The organism is Staphylococcus sp. IVB6181, from assembly GCF_025561445.1.
GTDB lineage: Bacteria > Bacillota > Bacilli > Staphylococcales > Staphylococcaceae > Staphylococcus > Staphylococcus simulans_B.
On the sequence record NZ_CP095096.1, the window covers coordinates 1,315,168 to 1,339,773 of the forward strand.

Consider the following 24,606-nt stretch of genomic DNA (forward strand, 5'->3'; position numbering starts at 1 on the left):
TCAAATAAGTGGAAGTGACATAAAAGTGATTTATTTAGATAATGCGGCGACAACTCGACCAGCACAAGATGTACTGGATACTTATGTCAAAGTGAATCAGAATTTATATTTTAATCCGAATAGTCCGCACCAAGCCGGCTTGCAAGCAGAGCAATTGTTAAATCAAGCCAAAGCACAGATTAATCAAATACTGAATCTTGAAGACAGATACGATATTATTTTTACAAGCGGCGCTACGGAATCTAATAATATGGCGTTAAAAGGTGCAGCGTACAACCGTAAACCGTATGCTGATGAAATCATTGTTTCAGTGCTTGAACATCCATCTGTATTAGAGGTGATGCGTCATTTGGAAACAGAAGGTTTTAAACTGCGTTATGTGAATGTGACGAAGGAAGGCAAAATCGACCTTGAGCATTTTGAAAGTTTAATGAATTCGAACGTAGGATTAGTTACGTGTATGCACGTGAATAATATTACGGGACAAATTCAACCGATTGAAGAAATGGCTGAAATATTAGAAGCATATCCTAAAGCGCATTTTCATGTTGATGCTGTGCAAGCCATCGGTAAAATACCTTTAACATTCAAAGGTATCGATAGCATGAGTTTCAGCGGGCATAAATTTAACGGTTTAAAAGGCCAAGGTTTATTGCTCGTGCATAATATTCATAATTTAGAGCCTGTGATCCATGGCGGAGGCCAAGAATATGGGTTGAGAAGCGGTACAGTTAATTTACCGATAGATATTGCGATTGTTAAAGCTTTAAAACATGCGGTACATCAACAAGATGATTTACACCAGCGTTTAACAGAATGGAATCAGCAATTGCGCCGATTTTTCAATGATTATCCAGGTGTGAAAGTGAATTCTCCGGATACCAGTGCACCTCATATTTTAAATGTAGGTTTTGACAGTTTAAAAGGGGAAGTATTAGTCAATGCCTTTTCTAAGCAAGATGTTATGTTATCTACTACAAGTGCATGTTCATCAAAGCGCGGACATTTGAATGAAGTCTTGCTGTCTATGGGTATCAGCGAATCAAGAATAGAAGGCAGTATTCGTATATCAATGGGTGCTGTGACGACAGAAGAAGATATCAAAGGATTTAAAGCAGCTTTTAAAGCAGTATATGAAGAAATGAAGGAGTTGTTGAAGAAATGATCTATGATCATATTTTAGTGCGTTACGGCGAATTGACGCTTAAAGGAGCCAACCGTAAAATGTTTGTGAACAAACTTCGTTCTAATGTGAAACAAGCGTTAATGCCGCTTCAAGGCTATCACGTTAAAGCGAACAGAGACAGAATGTATATAGAAGTTACGCCGGAAGCGGATATCGAAGAAATTATGCAGCGTATCAGCAAAGTCTTCGGTGTAAAATCTATCAGTCCTGTTATGAAATTAGACAAAGACTTAGAACATGCAAAAGCGCAAGCAAGCGAATTTGCAAAAGCTTATGATGAAGGCGATTCATTTAAAATCGATGTGAAACGTTCTGATAAACAGTATCCATATGATACTTACCAATTACAGCGTATTTTAGGTGGTGCTGTTTTAGAAAGCAACCCGCAAGTCCACGTTAATGTGAGACAGCCTGACCATGTCATCAAAACAGAAGTTCGCTTAGATGCCATTTATATCTATGACCGTGTGATAGACGGTGCAGGCGGGTTACCAGTAGGTACTGGCGGCAAAACATTATTGATGCTTTCAGGCGGTATTGATTCGCCTGTAGCCGGCATGGAAATCATGCGCCGCGGTGTGACAGTCGAAGCGATTCATTTCCATAGTCCGCCGTTCACAAGTGAAAAAGCGAAAGAAAAAGTGATTGAATTAACACGAATTTTAGCTGAACATGTCGGACCGATTAAATTGCATATCGTGCCGTTTACAGAAGTACAAAAACAAATCAATAAAGTAGTACATGAACGCTATACAATGACATCTACACGACGCATGATGATGCGTATCGCAGATAAAGTCGTGCATGATATCGGTGCAGATGCCATCGTAAACGGTGAAAACTTAGGACAAGTCGCGAGCCAAACACTTAAGAGTATGTATGCGATAAACCATGTGACTTCAACACCTGTCTTACGCCCGTTATTAACATTAGACAAAGAAGAAATCGTTATTAAAGCAAAGGAATATGGTACTTTCGAAACATCTATTCAGCCATTTGAAGATTGTTGTACTATCTTTACACCGAAGAATCCTGTCACAGAACCTAACTTTGAAAAAGTAGAAAAATACGAAAGTGTTTATGATTTCAGCGACATGATCGATCGTGCTGTTGAAGGTATTGAAACTATCGAAGTAACAAAAAATTATCAAAGTCAAAAAGATAAAGCGACTGAAGCATTAATGGAAGATTTATTCTAATAGCATAAGAAAAGGGGACAACATCGTGGAATGGGATCTGACACTTATTATTATCATCATTGTATTCGGCTTTTTAGCTGCTTTTATTGATTCTGTAGTAGGGGGCGGCGGCCTGATTTCAACACCTGCTTTATTAGCAATCGGATTACCGCCCGCAACAGCTTTAGGCACAAACAAACTTGCAAGTTCATTCGGTTCTTTAACGAGCGCTGTTAAGTTTGTACGCTCAGGCAAAGTAGATTTGAAAATAGTCGGCAAACTCTTTCCGTTTATTTTCATCGCTTCTGTCGGCGGTGCAAGTTTAGCATCATTTCTGCCGGCAGCTGTATTAAAACCATTAGTAATTGTGATTTTATCTATAGTAATGATTTATACGCTGATCAGAAAAGATTGGGGCAGCATCCGTACGTACAAAAAACTTTCGAAAGGCAAATCTGTTATCTTTGTTGCAGTATTGTTGCTCATCGGTTTTTATGATGGTTTTTTAGGCGGCGGTACAGGCTCTTTCTTCTTGTTCGCATTATTGATTGTAGGGTTTGATTTTTTAAGTGCGGCAGGCAATGCGAAAGTGTTAAACTTTGCGTCTAATATCGGTGCATTGATTTTGTTTATGATTTTAGGCAAAGTCGATTACGGCATTGGATTGATTATGGCTGCAAGTATGGTTGCTGGTTCATATGCAGGGGCACAATTTGCACTTAAGCAAGGTGTCGGCTATGTCCGAGTATTGTTTGTGGTCGTTACAAGCGCGTTGATTATCAAGAATATCTATGATTATCTGCAATAATGGATAATGTGTTGAATAAGCTGCGATGAAAATCGCGGCTTATTTGTAATTTATGGATAAATATTACATTTCTATGTGAGTTCTATCAAAATTGAGTTAAAAAAATAATGTATCTTAAGGATTATCATTGGAGTTGAAGTGTTGATATCGGTATAATGGGGTAGAGATAAATAGTAACAGAATCTTAGGAGGTTGTTTATTTATATGGTACAAATTACATTTGGCGGAGATCCCGTAACATTAGTAGGTAATGCAGTAGAAGAAGGGCAAACAGCACCAGATTTTACAGTTGTAAATAATGATTTAGAAGAAGTAACACTTGCTGACTATGACGGCAAGAAAAAATTAATCAGTGCAGTACCTTCAATTGATACAGGTGTTTGTGATAAACAAACTCGTAAATTCAACGAAGAAGCTGCTTCAGAAGAAAATGGCGTAGTATTGACTATTTCTCAAGACTTGCCATTCGCTCAAAAAAGATGGTGCGCAGCAAGCGGTTTAGATAACGTTATCTTACTAAGCGACTATCAAAAACATTCATTCGGTAAAAACTACGGTGTGTTAATGGATGGTTTACAATTATTAGCACGTTCAGTATTTGTTTTAGATAAAAACAACAAAGTAGTTTATACAGAAATTGTGAATGAAGGCACTGATTTCCCTGACTTCGAATCTGCATTAAAAGCATATAGAGAATTAGACTAATCAATGCGTTTAAAGTTATTTTTAAATTAATATAAAGACCAGACTGCTCATAATTAGTGTAAGAAAGTGAATCATTGATTATGAGCAGTCTTTTTAGGAAGGATTTTAATATGGCCGAAGAAAAAACTATAATGGAGCGTTTATTCCACGAACTAGATAGTAAAACTAAGGAACTGAATAAAGAAAACGGGCAAAGCTTTATCGAAAACTTAGGGCTTGCGATGGAACAGATTTATCAAAATAATCGTGATTTGCTGGAACAGGCAACATTATCAGATCGACGCAAGGCCTTTCAATTTGCATACTTAAGTTTATTGCAAGAGCAAGAGATTCAAGCGAATCACCAGATTACACCGGATTCAATCGGCTTAATTCTTGGATTCTTAGTACAGCAGTTTACACAAGATAAGAAAGAATTAAATATTGTAGATTTAACGAGCGGCAGCGGACATTTAAGTGCGACAGTGCATGAAGTGTTGACTGAACAAACACTAATGCACCATCTTGTTGAAGTTGATCCAGTGTTATCTCGTGTAAGTGTGCACTTAGCGAATTTCTTAGAAATTCCGTTTGATGTCTATCCTCAAGATGCTATTCTGCCATTACCGTTTGAAGAGGCAGATGTGGTCATCGGTGATTTGCCGGTAGGCTATTATCCGGTGGATGAACGCAGTCACGAAATGAAATTAGGGTTTAAAGAAGGACATAGTTATGCCCATTACCTTTTAATCGAACAAGCGGTTGAAGCATTAAGAGGGGCCGGATTTGCATTCTTAATTGTGCCGAGCAATATTTTTGAAGGTGAAAACATAAAACAGCTCAAAAATTTCATTGCAACAGATACAGAAATGCAGGCATTCCTCAATTTGCCTAAAACATTATTCAAAACTGAACAATCACGCAAATCTATCTTGATTCTTCAGAAAAAAGAACGTGATGTAACCCACTCTGTTGAGGTATTGCTCGCCAATATACCAGATTTCAAATGTCCGCAACAATTTCAAGGATTTTTACGAGAATTGTCAGAATGGCTGCAACAAAATCATCACAAAAAATAAACTGTAATAATCTTGAAATTAAACTGTATTAATGGTTAAATAGAATTGGTAAAAGAAAATGTAAATATTGGAGGCATAGTTTTATGTCAAAATTAGTGTTAGCGATTAACGCAGGTAGTTCATCACTGAAATTCCAACTTATAGAGATGCCTGAAGAAAATCTAGTATGTAAAGGTTTAATCGAAAGAATCGGACTTAAAGGTTCAAAATTAACAGTTGAATTCAATGGTCGCAAATTTACAGATGAAAGAGAAATCAACGATCATGTTCAAGCTGTTGACTTAATGTTGGACAACTTAATCGATCATGGTATCATCCGCGATATCAATGATATCGATGGTACAGGACACCGTGTTGTACATGGTGGTGAATTATTCCCAGAATCTGCGTTAGTTACCAACGAGGTAGAAAAACAAATAGAATCATTAACTGAATTGGCACCGCTTCATAACCCAGCAAACTTAATGGGTATCCGTGCGTTTCGTAAATTATTGCCGAACATTCCGCATGTGGCAGTATTTGATACATCATTCCACCAAACAATGCCGGAACAAGCTTACTTATACAGTTTGCCATTCCATTATTATAAAGACTATGGCATTCGTAAGTACGGTTTCCACGGAACAAGCCATAAATACGTATCTCAACGTGCGGCTAAAATCTTAGACCGTCCAATTGAAGAATTACGTATTATTTCTTGTCATATCGGTAACGGTGCATCTATCGCTGCAATCGACGGCGGCGAATCTGTAGATACATCTATGGGCTTCACACCATTAGCAGGTGTAACAATGGGTACACGTTCAGGTGACATTGACCCTGCATTGATTCCATATATCATGGAGAAAACAGGCAAGAGTGCTGAAGCTGTATTAGATATCTTAAACAAAGAGTCAGGTTTATTGGGTATCTCAGGAACTTCAAGCGACTTGCGCGACTTAGAACAAGATGCTGAAGAAGGCAAAACTCGTGCGCAATTAGCATTAGATGTTTTCGCTTCTCGTATTCATAAGTACATTGGTTCTTATACAGCGAAAATGCACGGTGTAGACGTAATTGTCTTCACAGCAGGTGTAGGCGAAAACTCAGACGAAGTACGTGCACGTGTATTAGAAGGACTAGAATTTATGGGTGTATATTGGGATCCTAAGAAAAACGAACAAATTCATGGTTCAGAAGGATTCATCAACTATCCGCATTCACCAGTAAAAGTTTTAGTTATTCCAACAAATGAAGAAGTTATGATTGCAAGAGACACAGTAAAATTCGGTAGTCTGTAATCATTAAAAATAATCCGGTTAGAAGGGCAGCTGCCTTTCTAGCCGGATTTTTCATGCATGCAAATTCGAAAAAGTATTTAAATAAAAGAAAACCGATTAGAACAAGTCTAATCGGTCTCAATTGAAAGATTGATTGAGCAAAAATTATTTAGCTTGATATTGTTTGCGTAATTCTTCTGTTGCAACTTGAGGTTGGAAATCTTCAGGCATTTCTTCTGTACGAACCACTAGAACATCACAAGGTGAATGACGTACAATAGCTTCAGATACAGAACCTACGATGAAGCGTTCCACAGCATTCAAACCAGAAGTACCGCAAATTACTAAGTCTGCATCGACTTCTTGCGCAATTTTTTTAGGAATGATTGCTTTAGGTGAACCAAATTCAAGCAATGTTTCAACGTCGTTAACGCCTTCTTTTTGGGCAAATTCTTTATAACCTCTAAGTAATTCTTCAGCGAATTGTTTAGATTTCTCAGTGAATTGAACATCATAGACTTCGTATGAAGTATATGTTCTAGAATCAATAACGTTCGTAATAATAAGTTTTGAATCGTTACGTTTTGCTACATCCACTGCTTTGTTGAATGCCCATTCAGCTTCTTGTGATCCATCTACAGCGATTAAAATATGTTTGTAAGTTAACATCGTACATGACCTCCTTCTACTCTTCACTTATATTTTACCATAGTTAACTGAATATTAGAAATTAAAATCGTATGCTTAATATTACAATTTATTGAAAATTACAAAAACCTTATCTTTAATGATAACTTAAACTTATCATCTATTATTACTGAAATGATTGCGCTTTCATTGCTTTCGCGTTACGATAAGCGTGGGAGGTGTACGGAATGAAAATAGGTATTCCAAAAGAGATAAAAAATAATGAAAACAGAGTAGGGTTATCACCAAGCGGTGTTCACGCATTAGTTGAGAAAGGGCACACAGTTAATGTAGAACAAAACGCTGGTGAAGGTTCATTCTTTACAAATGAAGATTACAAAGCAGCAGGTGCAACAATTGTTGACGGACCTGCAGAGGCTTGGGATGCAGAAATGGTGATCAAGGTTAAAGAACCTATTGAGCCAGAATACAAATACTTCAAAAAGGATTTAATCTTATTCACTTATCTGCATTTAGCAAACGACGAAACGTTAACTAAAGAATTAGTTGATAACGGCGTTGTTGCAATTGCATACGAAACAGTGCAATTACCAGATAATTCATTACCATTATTAACGCCAATGAGTGAAGTTGCAGGAAGAATGTCAGCACAAATCGGTGCGCAATTCTTGCAAAAATTCTACGGCGGTATGGGTGTCTTGCTAGGAGGTATTCCTGGTGTACCTAAAGGTAAAGTAACAATTATCGGCGGTGGTCAAGCAGGTACAAATGCTGCGAAAATCGCTTTAGGTTTAGGCGCAGATGTAACAATCTTAGACGTTAATCCAAAACGTCTTCAAGAACTTGAAGATTTATTTGATGGACGTGTGCATACAATTATGTCTAACCCATTAAATATCGAAGAAAGTGTTACACAAAGCGACTTAGTTATCGGTGCTGTATTAATTCCAGGTGCTAAAGCGCCGAAACTTGTTACTGAAGACATGGTTAAGAAAATGAAAGACGGTTCTGTTTTAGTTGATATTGCAATCGACCAAGGCGGTATTTTCGAAACATCTGACCGTGTAACAACACACGATGATCCGACTTTCATTAAACATGGCGTAGTACACTATTCAGTAGCGAATATGCCAGGTGCAGTACCGCGTACTGCTACTATCGGTTTAAATAATGCGACTTTACCATATGCATTGCAAATCGCGAACAAAGGCTATTTAAATGCATTACGTGACAACCAACCATTATCATTAGGTTTAAACGTATTTGACGGTAAAGTTACAAATGAAGGTGTAGCTAAAGCGTTTGAACTTCCGTATACACCAGTAGATCAAGCATTAATTTAATTTTGAATGCGTTAAATTAATGGGATGTAAAGGGAAATATTGTTTCCTTGAAAACATCAAAATAATAGCGCCATCGGGCAATCTGTTTTGGGGTTTAACAGAGCCTGATGGCGCTTTTTGTGCGTTGAAAAAGGCGAAGCCTTGCGACTTAGCCTTTGAGCATTTACCAATAATTATATATAGATTATTTTTCGTAGTGTGTTAATACTTTATGTCCGTCTTCAGTGACTAAAATATCATCTTCGATACGTACACCGACTTCTCCCGGTACATAAACGCCTGGTTCAACAGTGATAACCATGCCTGGTACAAATTTGTTTGTATTGAATCCGGCAACATCTTGATATTCATGTTCTTCTAAGCCTAAACCATGGCCTAAACGGTGAACGAAATATTCGCCGTAACCCGCATCAGAAATGATACCGCGTGCTTTTCGATCAACGTCACCGATAACTACGCCCGGTTTAATCATATCAATAGCAGCTTTTTCTGCTTCAAGTACTACATTATAAACTTCTTTTGCTTTATCGCTAGGATTGCCGAAAGCAACTGTTCTTGTCATGTCGCTGCAATAGTTTTCATAGATAACACCTAAATCAAATAGGACATATTCGTCTTTTTGAAGTTGACGGTCTCCAGGAATACCGTGAGGTGAAGCTGCATGATCTCCGAATAATACCATTGTCGGGAAACTCATGTCAGTGATACCGTAGTTTGTTTGGATTTCATATTCGATATGACGCACAACTTGTCTTTCAGTTACGCCTTCTTTTAAGAAATCTACACCGATTTCAATGCATTTATCTGCAAGTTCAGCAGCTTTTTGGATTTTTTCGATTTCTTCTGGTGTTTTCACATTACGCAATGCTTTGATAGTGTCGTCAATCGGACCGAAGTCTTTTGCGCCGAAGCCTTCGACTAACTCTTTTTGACGTTTCAATGTTAAGTGATCTTCTTCGACTAAAATTTTGTCGAATTGATAATCTACTAATTTGAATGGGTCTTCGCCATCAGCATTACCTACAACTTTGCCTTTGAAAGGTGATGCTTTAACTTCTTCTACTTCTAATTTAGGGCAGAAGAGTACTTCTTCACCTTCAGCAGTAATTAATAAGGCTAAAAGGCGTTCATGCGGATCGCTTAAGTAACCTGAAAAGTAGAATACGTTAAGCGGTGTTGTAATCCAAGCAGCCCCAGCATCTTGATTACGTATTTCTTTAACAATTTCTTCTGTTTTCAAAATCCTCAACCTCCATTTACTTGATTAACTATATTTTAAGCTAAATAAATTGAGAATTCAAAAGTACTGGGGAATGATTTCGACTAAAATAGGGAAGATGTTATACTGTAACTAAGATTAAGAAGCATAGGGGGCATAAAAAATGAAATTATCATTTCATGGACAATCAACAATCTATTTTGAAGCAAACGGTAAGAAAGTTATTGTAGATCCGTTTATTACAGGTAACGAATTATCTGATTTAGATGCAGAAAACCTAGAGGTCGACTATATCGTGTTAACACACGGCCATGCTGATCACTTTGGCGATACTGTTGAAATAGCTAAAAAGAATAATGCAACAGTAGTGGGATTAGCAGAAGTTGCAGATTATTTATCAACAGCAAAAGGTGTTGAGAATGTACATCCGATGAACATCGGAGGCAAATGGAAATTTGATTTCGGTACAGTGAAATATGTTCAAGCATTCCACAGTTCAAGTATTACAAACGAAGAAGGCATTCCTGTTTACTTAGGTGCTTCAACAGGATTGATTTTAGAATTAGAAGGCAAAACAATTTATCATTGCGGCGACACTGGCTTATTCAGCGACATGAAATTAATTGCTGAACGTCATCCAGTCGATGTATGCTTCGTACCAATCGGCGACAATTTCACGATGGGTATCGAAGATGCAAGTTATGCGATTAATGAATTAATTAAACCGAAAATTTCTGTACCTGTACATTACAATACGTTCCCTTATATCGAACAAGATCCAGAAGAGTTCAAATCACTTGCTAAAGAAGGGGAAGTACAAATCCTTAAACCAGGTGAAGCTGTTCAATTCTAATTGAAAAAGAGAGATAATAAAAATGCTTGTACAAACAATCTGTACAAGCATTTTTTCTGATTATTTTACGATTAATACAGGGATATGAGCACGTTTCGCTACTTTATGGCTGACACTGCCAAGTACGAATTTTTTTCTTGCTTGTGCTTTTCGGTTACTTACTACTAAGATGTCGTAATCACCGCTGTTCGCAAATTTTACTAATTCTTCTTTCGGATTGCCGCGCACGATAATCTCATCGTATTCAATACCATAGCCGTCAAGAATATCACGCGTAGGTTGTAATTCTTTGCTGCGTGCTTTTGTTAATTCATTTAGATGTGTGCCGCCTTTGATTGATGCTTGCGCATCTTGTTCTGAAATAGCATTTAATAAAGTGACAATTGTGCCTTCACCAGATAATTTTTTAACGTTTTCCAGTGCTTTTTTGTTTTCTAAATCTGTATCAACGCCAAGTAAAATGTTTTTATACATTCTCTATCCCTCCTTAATACTTATTCTAATAAAAATGTGTCAACATTTCCAATTAAATTTATATTCAACAAATTAAACTGATTTTAAATTACAAATTCTCAAATAATGCGTTAGGTACAGCAACGAATACATGTTAAAATTCAATAGAGGTTAGCTTCGATTTTTACTTCAAAGAAAGTTATAATTAAAAGAAGAGTAAGTAGAGAATGAGGGAAGTAAGTAATGACAAAACATGAACAAATTCTTGCACATATTGAATCACTTGCGGTAGGTCAGAAAATATCAGTCCGCAAAATAGCTAAAGATTTAGAAGTATCTGAAGGTACTGCATATCGCGCAATCAAAGATGCAGAACAGTTAGGTCTCGTTGCTACGATAGATCGCGTAGGAACTGTAAGAATTGAAAAGAAAACAAGAGAACAGATAGAACAATTGACCTTCGGGGAGATTGTCAAAATTATAGATGGGCAAGTATTAGCTGGACGCAACGGCTTGCATAACACATTGTCAAAATTTGCGATAGGCGCAATGAAGCTAGAGAACGTAGTCAAATATTTAACAAAACATACATTACTTATTGTCGGAAACAGAACAGATGTACAGCTTGAGGCTTTGCGCCATGGAAGTGCTGTATTAATTACAGGCGGATTCAATACGACGCCTGAAATCAAACGTTATGCAGATCAACACAATTTGCCGATTTTATCTTCAAACTATGATTCGTATTTAGTCGCAAATATGATTAACCGTGCGATGTATAATCAAATTATTCGTAAAGAGATTCTCATCGTTGAGGATATTGTTAAACCGGTAACGGATGAAACAGTTGTCAAAGAGTCAATGACAGTCGCCGATTTAAAAAAGCGTTCTCAACAATCAGGACATTCCAGATTCCCTGTTGTTGATGATGACTTTAAACTCGTAGGAATTGTGACAAGCAAAGATATTATTTCTAAAGACTCTGATGAATATGTGCATAAAGTTATGACAAAGCCAGTACTTAACGTACAATTGTCTACTACAGTAGCAACTTGTGCGCATATGATGATTTGGGAAGGTATTGAATTGCTTCCGGTTACAACCGTCAATAAAAAGCTTCTAGGTGTAGTTTCCCGTGAAGACGTATTGAGAGCGATGCAATTATTAGGCCGTCAGCCGCAAGTCGGTGAAACAATCAATGACCAAGTCGGCAAATACATTTCTGTTAACAAAGATAAAATCACAGTAGATGTTGCACCGCAATTAACAAGCCAATACGGGACTTTAAGTAAAGGCGCCTTTGTTGCAATCATTGAAGAAACGATACGTTTTAAGATGAGACAATTGAAAAAACAAGAAGTCATGATTGAAAGTCTCAGTATTATCTATATGAAAACTGTGTCGATTGAAACAGAACTTGAAATCCAATACAACATGCTAGATGTAGGGCGTAATTTTGCTAAAATAGAAGTAAGCATGCAAGCCGATCAGCAAGATGTCGCAAAAGCATTGATTATTTGCCAAATGCTTGAAAGCTGATAGGCGAACGCACCTGGAATTTGAAAATGAAGGAGTAACTCAGATGAACACGTTTAATGAAATTATGGAACAAATTGAACAAGCAGATACGATTATTATTCACCGTCACGTACGTCCAGATCCTGATGCGTACGGTTCTCAACTTGGATTAAAATCCTACTTGCAATTGAAATTTCCGAATAAACAAATTTATGCAGTAGGGGAAAGCGAATCTTCACTTGATTTTATGGGAACTTTTGATGCAGTGGATGATGCTGTGTATCAAAATGCACTTGTAATTGTGTGCGATACAGCAAATGCACCGAGAATCGATGATCAACGTTATAATACAGGCAAGGGCTTGATTAAAATCGATCATCATCCGCCTATTGATCAATATGGTGATTTGAACTATGTCAATACTGAAGCTTCTTCTACAAGTGAAATCATCTTTGATATCATTCGTCATTTTAACAATACGTCTGTAATTAATGAAGAGACTGCACGCTTGCTTTATTTAGGTATTGTCGGCGACACTGGCAGATTCTTATTCAATAACACTACACCGCATACAATGAAGTCAGCGGCACAATTATTGGAATATCCGTTTGAACATAATGCGGAATTGAATAAAATGGCAGAAAAAGACCCTAAATTAATGCTGTTCCAAGGCTATGTTTTGCAGCATTTCGATATGAATGAAAATGGGTTTGCGAAAGTACAAATTACAGATGAAGTATTAAAAGAATACGGCTTAGCACCCAATGAAGCTTCGCAATTTGTTAACACTATTTCAGATTTGCGCGGATTGAAAATCTGGGTATTTGCTGTAGATGAAGGCAGTGAAATCCGTTGCCGTATCCGTTCGAAAAATATAGTAATCAATGATGTTGCACAAGCTTTCGGAGGCGGCGGCCATCCGAATGCATCTGGCGTTTCAGTAGACAGCTGGGAAGAGTTCGACCGCTTAGCTGAAGCGTTAAACCAAAAGTTGATTGATTAAGACATTGAAATCTATGAAAGGAGGGATTGTCAGACATGAAAGCACATCTTAATATTCATACTGCTTACGACTTGTTAGAGTCGAGTTTGCGTATTTCAGACATCATTAAAAAAGCACAAACAGAAGGCTATCAAGCACTCGCGATGACAGATCAAAATGTCTTATATGCAGTCCCTCAATTTTATGATGCATGTCTCGCAGCAAATATCAAACCTATTATTGGCATGACGGTCGTTTTAAGCGATGGACTGACAGAGATAGAAACAGTCTTATTAGCTAAAAACGACGATGGTTTGAAATCACTTTATCAACTATCATCTGCGATTAAAATACAAGATAAACGCACAATTTCTATTGAATGGCTAAAACATTATCAAAATGATTTAGTCATTATTTTTAAGCGTGCAAACGCTGAACACTTGAATTTGATTGAAGCTTTCAAAGCACATGATGAAGTATATACAGACCATTTAAGCAGCGGGGCAGCTGAACAGTTAGATTTAGGTAGAGTGTGGATGCAAGAAGCTAAATATTTAGATGAACAAGATGCAGATTCGGTCAGCGCATTAAATGCGATTAAAAATAATACTGCCTTGGATTTAGTGAATACCGGCAGCGAACAACATGCACATTTCTACAGCCAGCAAGATATCGATAATCTAAGTCTGTCAGAAGATATCATTGAAACAACAGAAGCGGTCGCAAGCAAATGTAATGTTAATCTTCAATATCATCAATCATTATTACCGCAGTATGAAACACCTGACAAATCCTCATCAAAAACATATTTATGGAATCTATTAGAGCAAGCACTGACGAAAATGGATTTAGATCGACCGCAATATCGCAAACGTTTAGAGTATGAGTTTAATATCATTACAGAAATGGGCTATGAAGACTATTTCTTAATTGTCAGCGATTTGATTCATTATGCAAAAACACATGATGTCATGGTAGGGCCTGGCCGTGGGTCCTCTGCAGGTTCGCTCGTCAGCTATCTGTTAAATATTACTACGATTGATCCGCTTCGTTACAACTTGCTCTTTGAACGTTTCTTAAACCCGGAACGTGTCACGATGCCGGATATTGATATCGACTTTGAAGATACAAGACGTGAACGTGTTATTCAATATGTACAAGAAAAGTATGGGGAATACCATGTTTCAGGTATTGTCACATTCGGTCATTTATCCGCAAAAGCTGTAGCACGTGATGTAGGGCGTATCATGGGATTTGAAGAAAAAACATTAAGCGAAATATCAAGGCTGATCCCTTCAAAATTAGGGATTACCTTAAATGAAGCATACCAAGAACAAAACTTTAAAGACTTTGTGCACAGAAATCACAGACATGAACTATGGTTCGATATTTGTAAGAAGTTAGAAGGGCTGCCGCGTCATACGTCTACACACGCAGCAGGGATTATTATCAATGACCGCCCCTTGTATCAGCATGTTCCATTATTAATGGGGGATACAGGTTTATTGACGCAATGGACAATGACTGAAGATGAAAAGCTGGGCTTGCTTAAAATCGACTTTTTAGGATTAAGAAACCTTTCCATTATCCATCAGATTATCAACCAAGTTAAAAAAGATTTGAATCAATCAATCGATATGGAAAAGATTCCGTTTGATGATAAAAAAGTATTTGCAATGCTGTCAAAAGGTGATACAACCGGATTATTCCAATTAGAATCTGATGGTGTCAGACATGCATTGAAACGTTTGCAGCCGCAGCATTTCGAAGATATTGTGGCGATGACTTCTTTATACCGTCCAGGACCGATGGAGGAGATTCCGACTTATATTGCAAGACGTCATGATCCTTCTAAAGTTCGTTATCTGCATCCGGATTTAGAGCCGATATTAAAACAAACTTATGGTGTTATTATCTACCAAGAACAGATTATGCAGATTGCAAGCAAGTTCGCAGGATTCAGTTACGGTGAGGCGGATATCTTGCGACGTGCCATGAGTAAGAAAAACAGAGCGGTACTTGAAAGCGAACGCCAGCACTTTATTGAAGGTGCGAATCAAAATGGTTATTCAGAACAGCTCAGCAAGCAGATTTTTGATTTGATACTTAAATTTGCGGATTATGGTTTCCCGCGTGCACATGCGGTAAGTTATTCTAAAATTGCATATACTATGGCTTATTTGAAAGTACATTATCCAAATTACTTTTATGCCAATATCTTAACGAATGCGGTAGGCAGCGAGAAGAAAACTGAACAAATGATTGCGGAAGCAAAATCAATGGATTTAAAAATCTTGCCGCCGAATATTAATGAAAGTCACTGGTATTATAAGGCAACTCCAAATGGTATATACCTGTCTTTAGGTGCAGTAAAAGGTGTTGGATATCAAAGTGTGAAAACCATTGTCGATGAACGCTACCAAAACGGACCGTTTAAAGACTTCTTTGATTTTACCCGCCGTTTATCCGGCCGTGTCAAAACACGCAAACTTTTGGAAGCTTTGATTCTCGTCGGAGCATTTGATCAATTCGGCGAAACACGTGCGACTTTATTAGGAACTCTTGATCAAGTGCTGGATGGTGTCAGTCAAGTGGAACAAGATGAAATGCTGCTGGATTTTGTGACACCAAAGGCAGAATATGAGAAAAAAGAAGAATTGCCAGACCAGGCACTCAGTGATTTTGAAAAAGAATATTTAGGCTTCTATATTACTAAGCATCCTGTAGAAAAATTATTTGAAACTAAACAATATTTAGGAATTTTCAAGCTGGACAATGCGTTGAATTATCAACCTGTTTTGGCACAAATCGACACATTGAGAAGAATCCGTACTAAAAATGGACAACCTATGGCTTTTGTTACGTTGAATGACGGTAATAAGAACATGGATGGTGTGATATTCCCTGATGCATTTCAAAAATATGAACTTGAACTCAAAGAAGAAGTGCCGCTGATTGTACAAGGGAAGTTTGAAGTCAGAAATAACCAAGATCAATTGATTATCAACACGGTACAATCCTTAGAGGTGTTTGAAGATATGCGCTTTAAACAAGCAAAAATGATTGTGCTGAGAAATGTTGCGTTAGAAGATTTAACCTTTGATAGAGAGGGCAGTTCTGATAATCATCAGCTGCCGATTTATGAATTCCATGAGCAATCACAAAAAATGGAGAAAGTGGGACAAATTAATAGAAATCATGAAACCATTGCAGCTCTCATCAGCCAGATATCACCTGAAAATATCAGACTGATGTGATAGCGTACAAAGTAAAGTGCTATAGAATCAGCTTATCTGAAGTTTTAGAAAGCTGATGCGTAAAACTTGCAAATTTTAAGGATTTCATGCATGTGAATCAGTGAAACTTTTGTTTCTGTGTTATAATCAGTACATATTTTCAAAGTGATACTAAAATTGGGATAGCAATGGTTAAATTTCAAGATAAAGACAAGACAGCTATTGCATCATTGAAGCATAAAAATCATAGAACTCATATCGATAATATGCAACAATTTTATTGAACAAAGGAGCGATCAGTTTGTCATTAAGAGATGAATCTTTAGAAATGCACAAAAGAAATCAAGGCAAAATAGACATAGCGCCTAAAGTTAAAGTAACAAATAAAGAAGAATTGAGTTTGGCTTATTCGCCAGGTGTTGCGGAACCATGTAAAGAAATTTACGAAGATCCGCGCAAAGTCTATGATTATACATCAAAAGGTAATACAGTAGCTGTAGTTACAGACGGAACAGCAGTATTAGGTTTAGGCAATATCGGACCAGAAGCAAGTATTCCAGTAATGGAAGGTAAAGCTGTATTGTTCAAGAGCTTTGCTGGCGTAGCAGGCGTTCCGATTGCACTAGATACGACAGATACTGAAGAAATTATCCGTACTGTTAAATTATTGGAACCGAATTACGGCGGTATCAATTTAGAAGACATTTCAGCACCGCGCTGTTTTGAAATTGAAAACCGTTTGAAGAAAGAAACTAAAATTCCGGTTTTCCATGATGACCAGCATGGTACAGCTATTGTGACAATGGCAGGTTTAATCAATGCATTAAGAATTACTGGCAAATCATTATCAGATATCAAAGTTGTATTAAATGGTGCCGGTGCTGCAGGTATCGCAATTGTGAAATTGCTTTATTCTTATGGTGTCAGAGATATGATTATGTGCGACTCAAAAGGGGCAATTTATAAAGGCCGTCCGCATGGTATGAATGAAACTAAAGAATTTGTAGCGGAATGGACGAACAAAGATAAGCAAGAAGGCAAACTTTCTGATGTGATTAAAGGCGCAGATGTCTTTATCGGTGTATCTGTTGCTGATGCTTTATCTCAAGATATGGTAAAATCAATGAATAAAGATAGTATTATCTTTGCGATGGCAAACCCTAATCCGGAAATCAACCCGGATGATGCGAGAGCAGCAGGTGCCAAAGTTGTAGGAACGGGACGTTCTGATTATCCGAACCAAATTAATAATGTGCTTGCATTCCCTGGTATTTTCAGAGGAGCATTAGATGTGAGAGCGACACATATTAATGAAAAAATGAAACAAGCTGCAGTTGAAGCGATTGCTGACTTGATAAAAGAGGACGAATTATCACCTGAGTACTGTATTCCTGCGCCGTTTGATAAACGTGTTGCACCTTCAGTAGCCAGAAATGTAGCAAAAGCAGCAATGGAATCTGGAGTTGCAAGGGTTGAAGTTGATCCAGATGATATATACAATAAAACGATGAGATTAACTGATATTAAATAAGTTATTTTTTATAAAGCGCTGTTATGCGGTAGAAATCAGCATAATAGTGATGTGGAGGTTGACCAATGTTTAAAGATTTTTTTAATCGCGGCAGTAAAAAGAAAAAATATGTTACTGTTCAAGATTCAAAACAGAGTGATGTTCCATCAGGTATCATGACTAAATGCCCTAAATGCAAAAAAATCATGTATACTAAAGAACTTTCTGAAAATCTCAATGTATGTTTCAATTGCGATCATCACTTATCATTGACCGCATATAAACGAATTGAAGCAATTTCAGATGAAGGTACATTTAAAGAATTTGATAAAGGCATGACGTCTGCGAATCCATTAGACTTCCCAGGATATGAGGAAAAGATTCAAAAAGACCAAAGCAAAACGGATTTAAAAGAAGCGGTGGTTACAGGGACTGCAAAATTAGATGGCGTTGCTTATGGTGTTGCAGTTATGGATTCGCGTTTCAGAATGGGCAGTATGGGTTCTGTAGTCGGAGAAAAAATCTGCCGTATTATAGATTATTGTACTGAACATAAATTGCCTTTCATTCTCTTCTCAGCCAGCGGCGGAGCGAGAATGCAAGAAGGTATTATTTCATTAATGCAAATGGGTAAAACAAGTGTGTCTTTAAAACGACACGCTGATGCAGGCTTATTATATATTTCTTATATTACACATCCGACAACAGGAGGCGTTTCTGCAAGTTTTGCGTCTGTTGGCGATATCAACTTATCAGAACCGCAAGCTTTAATCGGATTTGCGGGCCGCCGTGTCATTGAACAAACAATAAATGAGAAATTGCCGGATGATTTCCAAACGGCTGAATTCTTATTAGAACACGGTCAATTAGACAAAGTGGTACACCGTAAAGAAATGAAAGCTACATTAAGCCAGTTATTAAGAATGCATACAGGACAAGGGGTGAAAAAAGATGCTTGATTTCGAGAAGCCGTTATTTGATATTAAAAATAAAATAGAAGCTTTGAAAGAATCTCAGGAGAAAAATGATGTGGATTTGCAAGAAGAAATCGAAATGCTCGAAGCTTCTCTCCAAAGGGAAACTGAAAAAATCTACAAGCATCTTAAACCTTGGGACCGTGTCCAATTAGCAAGATTGCAAGAGCGTCCGACGACTTTAGACTATATTCCGTATATTTTCGATGACTTCATCGAATTGCATGGTGACAGAAACTTTAGAGATGACCCGGCTATGATCGGCGGACTGGGTTATTTAAATGGTCAACCTGTTACTATTGTAGGGCAACAGCGCGGGAAAGATACGAAAGATAATATTTACCGCAATTTCGGGATGGCGCATCCTGAGGGATACAGAAAAGCTCTGCGCTTGATGAAACAAGCTGAAAAGTTCAATCGACCTATCTTTACGTTTATTGATACAAAAGGCGCGTATCCTGGTAAAGCAGCCGAAGAACGCGGCCAAAGCGAATCGATTGCCAGAAATTTAATTGAAATGGCAAGCTTGAAAGTACCGGTTATCACGTTGGTTATCGGCGAAGGCGGAAGCGGCGGTGCTTTAGGTATCGGTATTGCGAACAGAGTATTGATGCTTGAAAACAGTACGTATTCTGTTATTTCACCTGAAGGTGCAGCAGCATTATTGTGGAAAGACAGCAATCTTTCTAAAATTGCGGCTGAAACAATGAAAATTACTGCGCCTGACTTAAAAGAATTAGGTGTCATTGATGAAATGATAGCTGAACCTTTAGGCGGCGCGCACAAAGATATTGAAGAACAAGCAAAAAATATTAAAAAGGCATTTACAGCGCAATTAGCTGAACTTGAAAAGTTAGATGGCCAAGCGCTTGCTGACGATAGATTTAATAAATTCCGCCAAATGGGTGAATTTAAGGAACAATAAGGGAAAAGGATTCTATACTTCTTTTTAATGAAGTAGTATAGAATCCTTTTTTGTATCAAAAAGTGCACTTGATTTTCACTTTATGGGCTGTAGCATAATACATTAAAAATGGTACGAATAATGAGTAGATTTTCTCCGTATCGATTCGATATTTAATAAAAAGTGTGGCTATATTTCGAAATGAGAAATATAAAACGTTTACATTATAGATTGCATTGTATTTTTATGGATAACCACGCTATTTTATGGTATTTTTAATGTAAATCATACAAGTTAGGAAGGTCAGTTGTCATGAAAAAAATTGCAGTTTTGACTAGTGGTGGAGACGCACCGGGAATGAATGCTGCCGTTCGAGCAGTTGTGCGTACAGCCATCTATAATGGGATTGAAGTTTACGGTGTGTATCAAGGCTATCTCGGATTGATAAATGATGATCTTAAGAAGCTTGAATTAGGATCAGTGGGAGATACAATCCAAAGAGGCGGTACATTCCTTTACTCAGCACGTTGCCCAGAATTTAAAGATAAAGAAGTACGTGCGAAAGCAATTGAAAATCTTAGAAGCCATGGAATTGACGGATTAGTAGTAATCGGCGGTGACGGAAGCTACCGCGGTGCACAACGTATCAGTGAAGAGTGCCCTGATATTCAAACTATCGGTATACCGGGAACAATCGATAATGATATTCCAGGTACAGACTTTACAATCGGTTTTGACACAGCGCTCAATACAATTATTGAATCTGTCGATAAAATCCGTGATACTGCATCAAGTCATGCGAGAACATTTATTATCGAAGTCATGGGTAGAGATTGCGGCGACCTAGCTTTATGGGCTGGTTTAGCTGTTGGTGCAGAAACAATTTTAGTGCCAGAAGTAAAAACTGATATCAAAGATATCGCAGAAAAAATAGAAGCCGGTATTAAACGAGGTAAAAAACATTCAATCGTAATGGTTGCTGAAGGTGTTATGTCAGGACAATCTTGCGCTGATGAACTTGCCAAATACATCCATGTTGATGGACGTGTATCTGTATTAGGCCATATCCAACGCGGCGGAAGCCCGACTGGTCAAGACAGAGTATTGGCATCAAGATTAGGCGGTCATGCCGTTAAATTGTTAATTGAAGGTAAAACAGCATTGGGAGTAGGTATTAAACAAAACCAATTAACTCAAACACCATTTGACGATATCTTCAATAATAAAGGTAATAAATTTGATTTAAACATGTATGAGTTAGCACAAGAATTATCAATTTAATGATAAATTTAGTGAAATTTTTTAGGAGGCTTTTATAATGAGAAAAACTAAAATCGTTTGTACGATTGGACCTGCATCAGAATCTGAAGAAATGTTAGAAAAATTAATGAACGCTGGGATGAACGTTGCCCGCTTAAACTTCTCACATGGTGATCATGCGGAACACAAAGTACGTATTGACCGTATCAGAGAAGTTGCGAAACGTTTAGATAAAACAATTGCAATCATGTTGGATACAAAAGGACCTGAAATCAGAACACACAACATGGAAAATGGTGTGATCAATTTAGAAAAAGGTAACGATGTTATCGTCAGCATGACTGAAGTACTTGGAACAGCAGACAAATTTTCTGTAACTTATGAAGATTTAATCAATGATATTGAACTTGGTTCATACATCTTGTTAGACGATGGTTTAGTTGAATTAGAAGTTAAAGAAATCAACAAAGATAAAGGCGAAGTATTATGCGAAGTCTTAAACTCTGGTGAAATCAAAAACAAAAAAGGTGTTAACTTACCAAATGTTAAAGTAAACTTACCAGGTATCACTGACAAAGATGCGGACGATATCCGCTTCGGTATTGACGAAAACGTTGACTTCATCGCAGCAAGTTTCGTACGTCGTCCTAGCGATGTGTTAGATATCCGCAAAATTTTAGAAGAAGAACGCAACACTAACATCAGCATTCTTCCTAAAATCGAAAACCAAGAAGGTATCGACAACATTAAAGAAATCCTTGAAGTTTCTGACGGTTTAATGGTAGCTCGTGGTGACATGGGTGTTGAAATTCCACCTGAAAATGTACCAGTTATCCAAAAAGACCTTATCAGACAATGTAATAAATTAGGCAAACCAGTTATCACAGCAACTCAAATGTTAGACTCTATGCAACGTAACCCGCGTGCTACAAGAGCCGAAGCAAGTGACGTAGCAAACGCTATCTATGATGGTACAGATGCAGTAATGTTATCTGGTGAAACTGCTGCTGGTTTATATCCTGAAGAAGCAGTTAAAGCAATGAGAAATATCGCAGTTGCTGCTGAAGCTGCTCAAAACTACAAAAAATTATTAAACGATCGTACTAAATTAGAAGAAACTAACTTAGTAAACGCAATCGGTGTTTCTGTTGCACATACTGCACTTAATTTAAAAGTTAAAGCAATCGTTGCAGCAACTGAAAGTGGTTCAACTGCTAAAACAATTTCTAAATTCCGTCCGCATTCAGACATTATCGCAGTTACACCAAGTCCTGAAACTGCACGTCAATTAGCATTAGTATGGGGCGTATTCCCAGTTGTTAAAAAAGGCCGCAAAACAACTGATGCTTTATTAAACAATGCAGTGGCTACAGCAATCGAAACTGGACGTGTACAAAACGGTGACTTGTTAATTATCACTGCCGGTGTACCAACTGGTGAAAAAGGTACTACTAACATGATGAAATTACATTTAGTAGGCGACGAACTTGTTAAAGGTCAAGGCGTTGGCCGCAACTCTGTTGTAGGTAATGCTGTAGTAGTTAACGAAGCTTCTGAATTAGAAGGCAAAGACCTTACTAATGCAGTAATCGTAACACACTCTACTGACGAAACATTCGTACCTTATGTTGAACAAGCTGCTGGTTTAGTTGCAGAAGAAGGCGGTATTACTTCTCCAAGCGCAATCATCGGTTTAGAACAAGGTATCCCAACAATCGTTGGTGCAAGCAACGCAACTAAATTAATCCATGATGATGCGGTTGTAACTGTAGATGCAAACACTGGTCGTGTTTATGACGGTTATGCAAACGTACTTTAATCAAAAGCGTTAAAATTTCATATTAAATTATATAAGCTGTCTGTTTCTTTTTTGAAGCAGGCAGTTTTTTATTGTTAGAAGTACGAAAGATAAAATGATTCATGTAATGATACATAATCTATGAAATATTAATAATTTTAAGGTAATTTTTATTATTATTTAATAAGTAAATTGGTTTGTTAAGCTAACTATTTATGATAAAGTTTTTTTTCTGTAATTTATTTCAGAAGGGAGGTTTACTATTGGAGGTTAAGCACGCTTCTCATCAAAAGAGAAATGTGATTGTAGTGATCATGCTGATCAGTGCCTTTGCGGCGATGTTGAATCAAACGATTCTAAATACAGCGCTGCCTGCAATCATTAAAGATTTGGGTGTGCATGATACAACAGCACAATGGCTGATTACCGGCTTTATGCTTGTGAACGGTATTATGATTCCGCTCACTGCATATTTAATGGACAAGTATTCAACGAAGACGCTGTATATATTTTCTATGGCAGCATTTCTAATAGGTTCTGTCATTTCGGCACTTTCGCCTGTCTTTGAGATTTTAATGGCAGCACGTGTCATTCAAGCTATCGGTGCAGGGATACTACTGCCGTTGATGCAATTTACAGTATTCACACTGTTCCCAGTTGAAAAACGGGGCTTTGCGATGGGATTGACTGGCATCGTTGCACAAACAGCACCTGCAGTCGGTCCTACATTAACAGGTCTGCTGATTGACCATTTTACTTGGCGCATACCATTTTTTGTTGTAGCAGCGATTTCAGTCGTTGTATTTATCTTCGGTATCTTCTTTGTAGAGCGTCAAAATCAACCTAAAGCAGCACATCTGGATAAAATTTCAGTGGTTTATTCTACATTTGGTTTCGGACTCATTTTATATGCATTCAGCACGGTGGGAAAATTAGGTGTGACTTCACCAATTGTAATTTCAGTATTACTGCTTGGTATTATAATTATCATTGTTTTTACGCTAAGACAGTTGAAATTAAAACATCCTCTACTGAATATGCAGGTGTTTAAAAACAGAACTTTCTCCTTATCCGCATTTGCGTCTATGGCGCTGTTTATCGGAATTGTCGGACCTGCTTTATTAATTCCGATGTATGTGCAGACAGGTTTAGGATTATCAGCACTTTTATCAGGTTTAGTTATCTTGCCTGGAGCCGTATTCAATGCCATGATTTCGGTTTATACAGGAAAAATATACGATCGCTTTGGAGCACGGGTATTAATTATTCCTGGTTTCCTTCTACTGATTGTGATGACAATCTTACATGGCATGTTAACGGTAGATACGCCGTTTTGGTACGTAGTAGTGATATACGCGATACGAATGTTTTCTGTAGGCTTATTGATTATGCCATTGAATACTGCTGGATTAAACGCATTGCAAGATCATGAAATTTCGCATGGTACTGCAATTATTAATGCGTTACGTATTATTGCAGGTGCTATGGGCACAGCAATCAGTATCACAATTATGTCAGCCGTCGCAAAACATTTTACTGATTATGGACACCATCATGTTTCATCGCAAATGCTTGCGAGAATGGCGACAGTCAAAGGGATAGATGCCGCATTTGTTTTTACTACTATTATCATGATTATCGGTTTTGTATTAAGTCTGTTCATTAAAGAGCAGCGCACATAAAACAAGTTATTTATTGAAAGGAAGGATTTCTG

The 24,606-nt window shown here is 37.5% G+C and carries 20 protein-coding genes; 17 read left to right on the plus strand and 3 right to left on the minus strand.

The features are described from left to right. Positions 1-25 precede the first annotated feature (25 nt). The 6 genes from MUA90_RS06440 to MUA90_RS06465 all read left to right on the plus strand — a co-directional run bounded on the left by MUA90_RS06440 (position 26) and on the right by MUA90_RS06465 (position 6,215). Complete coding sequence (locus MUA90_RS06440) at positions 26-1,165, plus strand: cysteine desulfurase family protein (RefSeq protein WP_262588736.1); 1,140 nt, start codon at positions 26-28, stop codon at positions 1,163-1,165. Beyond that, positions 1,162-2,385, plus strand: coding sequence for a tRNA uracil 4-sulfurtransferase ThiI (thiI, locus tag MUA90_RS06445; RefSeq protein WP_262588737.1), 1,224 nt, complete (start codon positions 1,162-1,164; stop codon positions 2,383-2,385). The genes MUA90_RS06440 and thiI overlap by 4 nt, the downstream gene beginning before the upstream one ends. A gap of 25 nt (positions 2,386-2,410) precedes the next feature. Next, a complete protein-coding gene (locus tag MUA90_RS06450) occupies positions 2,411-3,172 on the plus strand; it encodes a TSUP family transporter (protein ID WP_262588738.1) in 762 nt (253 codons plus the stop codon). 204 nt (positions 3,173-3,376) lie between these two features. Beyond that, complete coding sequence (tpx, locus tag MUA90_RS06455; RefSeq protein ID WP_114603163.1) at positions 3,377-3,877, plus strand: thiol peroxidase; 501 nt, start codon at positions 3,377-3,379, stop codon at positions 3,875-3,877. Between the two features lie 110 nt (positions 3,878-3,987). Then, positions 3,988-4,935, plus strand: coding sequence for a class I SAM-dependent methyltransferase (locus tag MUA90_RS06460; RefSeq protein ID WP_262588739.1), 948 nt, complete (start codon positions 3,988-3,990; stop codon positions 4,933-4,935). Positions 4,936-5,018: 83 nt separating this feature from the next. Beyond that, a complete protein-coding gene (locus MUA90_RS06465; protein WP_105992558.1) occupies positions 5,019-6,215 on the plus strand; it encodes an acetate kinase in 1,197 nt (398 codons plus the stop codon). Positions 6,216-6,359: 144 nt separating this feature from the next. Here MUA90_RS06465 and MUA90_RS06470 read toward each other — a convergent pair whose 3' ends face one another. After that, positions 6,360-6,863 carry a universal stress protein gene (locus MUA90_RS06470; RefSeq protein ID WP_114603164.1) on the minus strand — a complete coding sequence of 168 codons (504 nt, stop codon included), beginning with the start codon at positions 6,861-6,863 and terminating at the stop codon, positions 6,360-6,362. Between the two features lie 206 nt (positions 6,864-7,069). On the opposite strand from MUA90_RS06470, the gene ald reads away from it, so the two are divergent. After that, entirely contained in the window at positions 7,070-8,185 is a 1,116-nt protein-coding gene (gene ald, locus MUA90_RS06475) for an alanine dehydrogenase (RefSeq protein ID WP_262588740.1), read from the plus strand. A 184-nt stretch (positions 8,186-8,369) separates the two neighbouring features. On the opposite strand, the gene MUA90_RS06480 is transcribed toward ald, so the two are convergent. Next, positions 8,370-9,425, minus strand: a complete 1,056-nt coding sequence (locus tag MUA90_RS06480) for a M24 family metallopeptidase (protein ID WP_398577374.1) — start codon at positions 9,423-9,425, stop codon at positions 8,370-8,372. Between the two features lie 142 nt (positions 9,426-9,567). Here MUA90_RS06480 and MUA90_RS06485 point away from each other — a divergent pair, with 142 nt between their 5' ends. After that, the gene (locus tag MUA90_RS06485) at positions 9,568-10,257 is read left to right on the plus strand and encodes a metal-dependent hydrolase (RefSeq protein ID WP_262588741.1); all 690 of its coding nucleotides are present in this window, start codon (positions 9,568-9,570) and stop codon (positions 10,255-10,257) included. Positions 10,258-10,317: 60 nt separating this feature from the next. Here the strand turns inward: MUA90_RS06485 and MUA90_RS06490 are convergent, their stop codons facing one another. Further along, a complete protein-coding gene (locus MUA90_RS06490) occupies positions 10,318-10,731 on the minus strand; it encodes a universal stress protein (RefSeq protein WP_114603168.1) in 414 nt (137 codons plus the stop codon). A 222-nt stretch (positions 10,732-10,953) separates the two neighbouring features. Here MUA90_RS06490 and MUA90_RS06495 point away from each other — a divergent pair, with 222 nt between their 5' ends. The 9 genes from MUA90_RS06495 (at position 10,954) to MUA90_RS06535 (ending at position 24,574) form a co-directional block, all read left to right on the plus strand. Then, positions 10,954-12,249, plus strand: coding sequence for a DRTGG domain-containing protein (locus tag MUA90_RS06495; RefSeq protein WP_262588742.1), 1,296 nt, complete (start codon positions 10,954-10,956; stop codon positions 12,247-12,249). A gap of 43 nt (positions 12,250-12,292) precedes the next feature. Then, the gene (locus MUA90_RS06500) at positions 12,293-13,231 is read left to right on the plus strand and encodes a DHH family phosphoesterase (RefSeq protein ID WP_262588743.1); all 939 of its coding nucleotides are present in this window, start codon (positions 12,293-12,295) and stop codon (positions 13,229-13,231) included. A gap of 35 nt (positions 13,232-13,266) precedes the next feature. Further along, a complete protein-coding gene (locus MUA90_RS06505) occupies positions 13,267-16,467 on the plus strand; it encodes a DNA polymerase III subunit alpha (RefSeq protein ID WP_262588744.1) in 3,201 nt (1,066 codons plus the stop codon). A gap of 280 nt (positions 16,468-16,747) precedes the next feature. Beyond that, complete coding sequence (locus MUA90_RS06510; protein WP_262588745.1) at positions 16,748-17,977, plus strand: NADP-dependent malic enzyme; 1,230 nt, start codon at positions 16,748-16,750, stop codon at positions 17,975-17,977. Positions 17,978-18,042: 65 nt separating this feature from the next. Next, entirely contained in the window at positions 18,043-18,915 is an 873-nt protein-coding gene (accD, locus tag MUA90_RS06515) for an acetyl-CoA carboxylase, carboxyltransferase subunit beta (protein WP_262588746.1), read from the plus strand. Then, complete coding sequence (locus tag MUA90_RS06520) at positions 18,908-19,855, plus strand: acetyl-CoA carboxylase carboxyltransferase subunit alpha (protein WP_114603174.1); 948 nt, start codon at positions 18,908-18,910, stop codon at positions 19,853-19,855. The genes accD and MUA90_RS06520 overlap by 8 nt, the downstream gene beginning before the upstream one ends. Before the next feature lie 291 nt (positions 19,856-20,146). Next, positions 20,147-21,115 carry a 6-phosphofructokinase gene (gene pfkA / locus MUA90_RS06525; protein ID WP_262588747.1) on the plus strand — a complete coding sequence of 323 codons (969 nt, stop codon included), beginning with the start codon at positions 20,147-20,149 and terminating at the stop codon, positions 21,113-21,115. A gap of 37 nt (positions 21,116-21,152) precedes the next feature. Then, positions 21,153-22,913, plus strand: a complete 1,761-nt coding sequence (gene pyk / locus MUA90_RS06530) for a pyruvate kinase (protein WP_262588748.1) — start codon at positions 21,153-21,155, stop codon at positions 22,911-22,913. 293 nt (positions 22,914-23,206) lie between these two features. Beyond that, positions 23,207-24,574 (plus strand): MDR family MFS transporter, encoded by a 1,368-nt coding sequence (locus tag MUA90_RS06535; RefSeq protein ID WP_262588816.1) that lies wholly within the window; start codon positions 23,207-23,209, stop codon positions 24,572-24,574. Positions 24,575-24,606 lie beyond the last annotated feature (32 nt).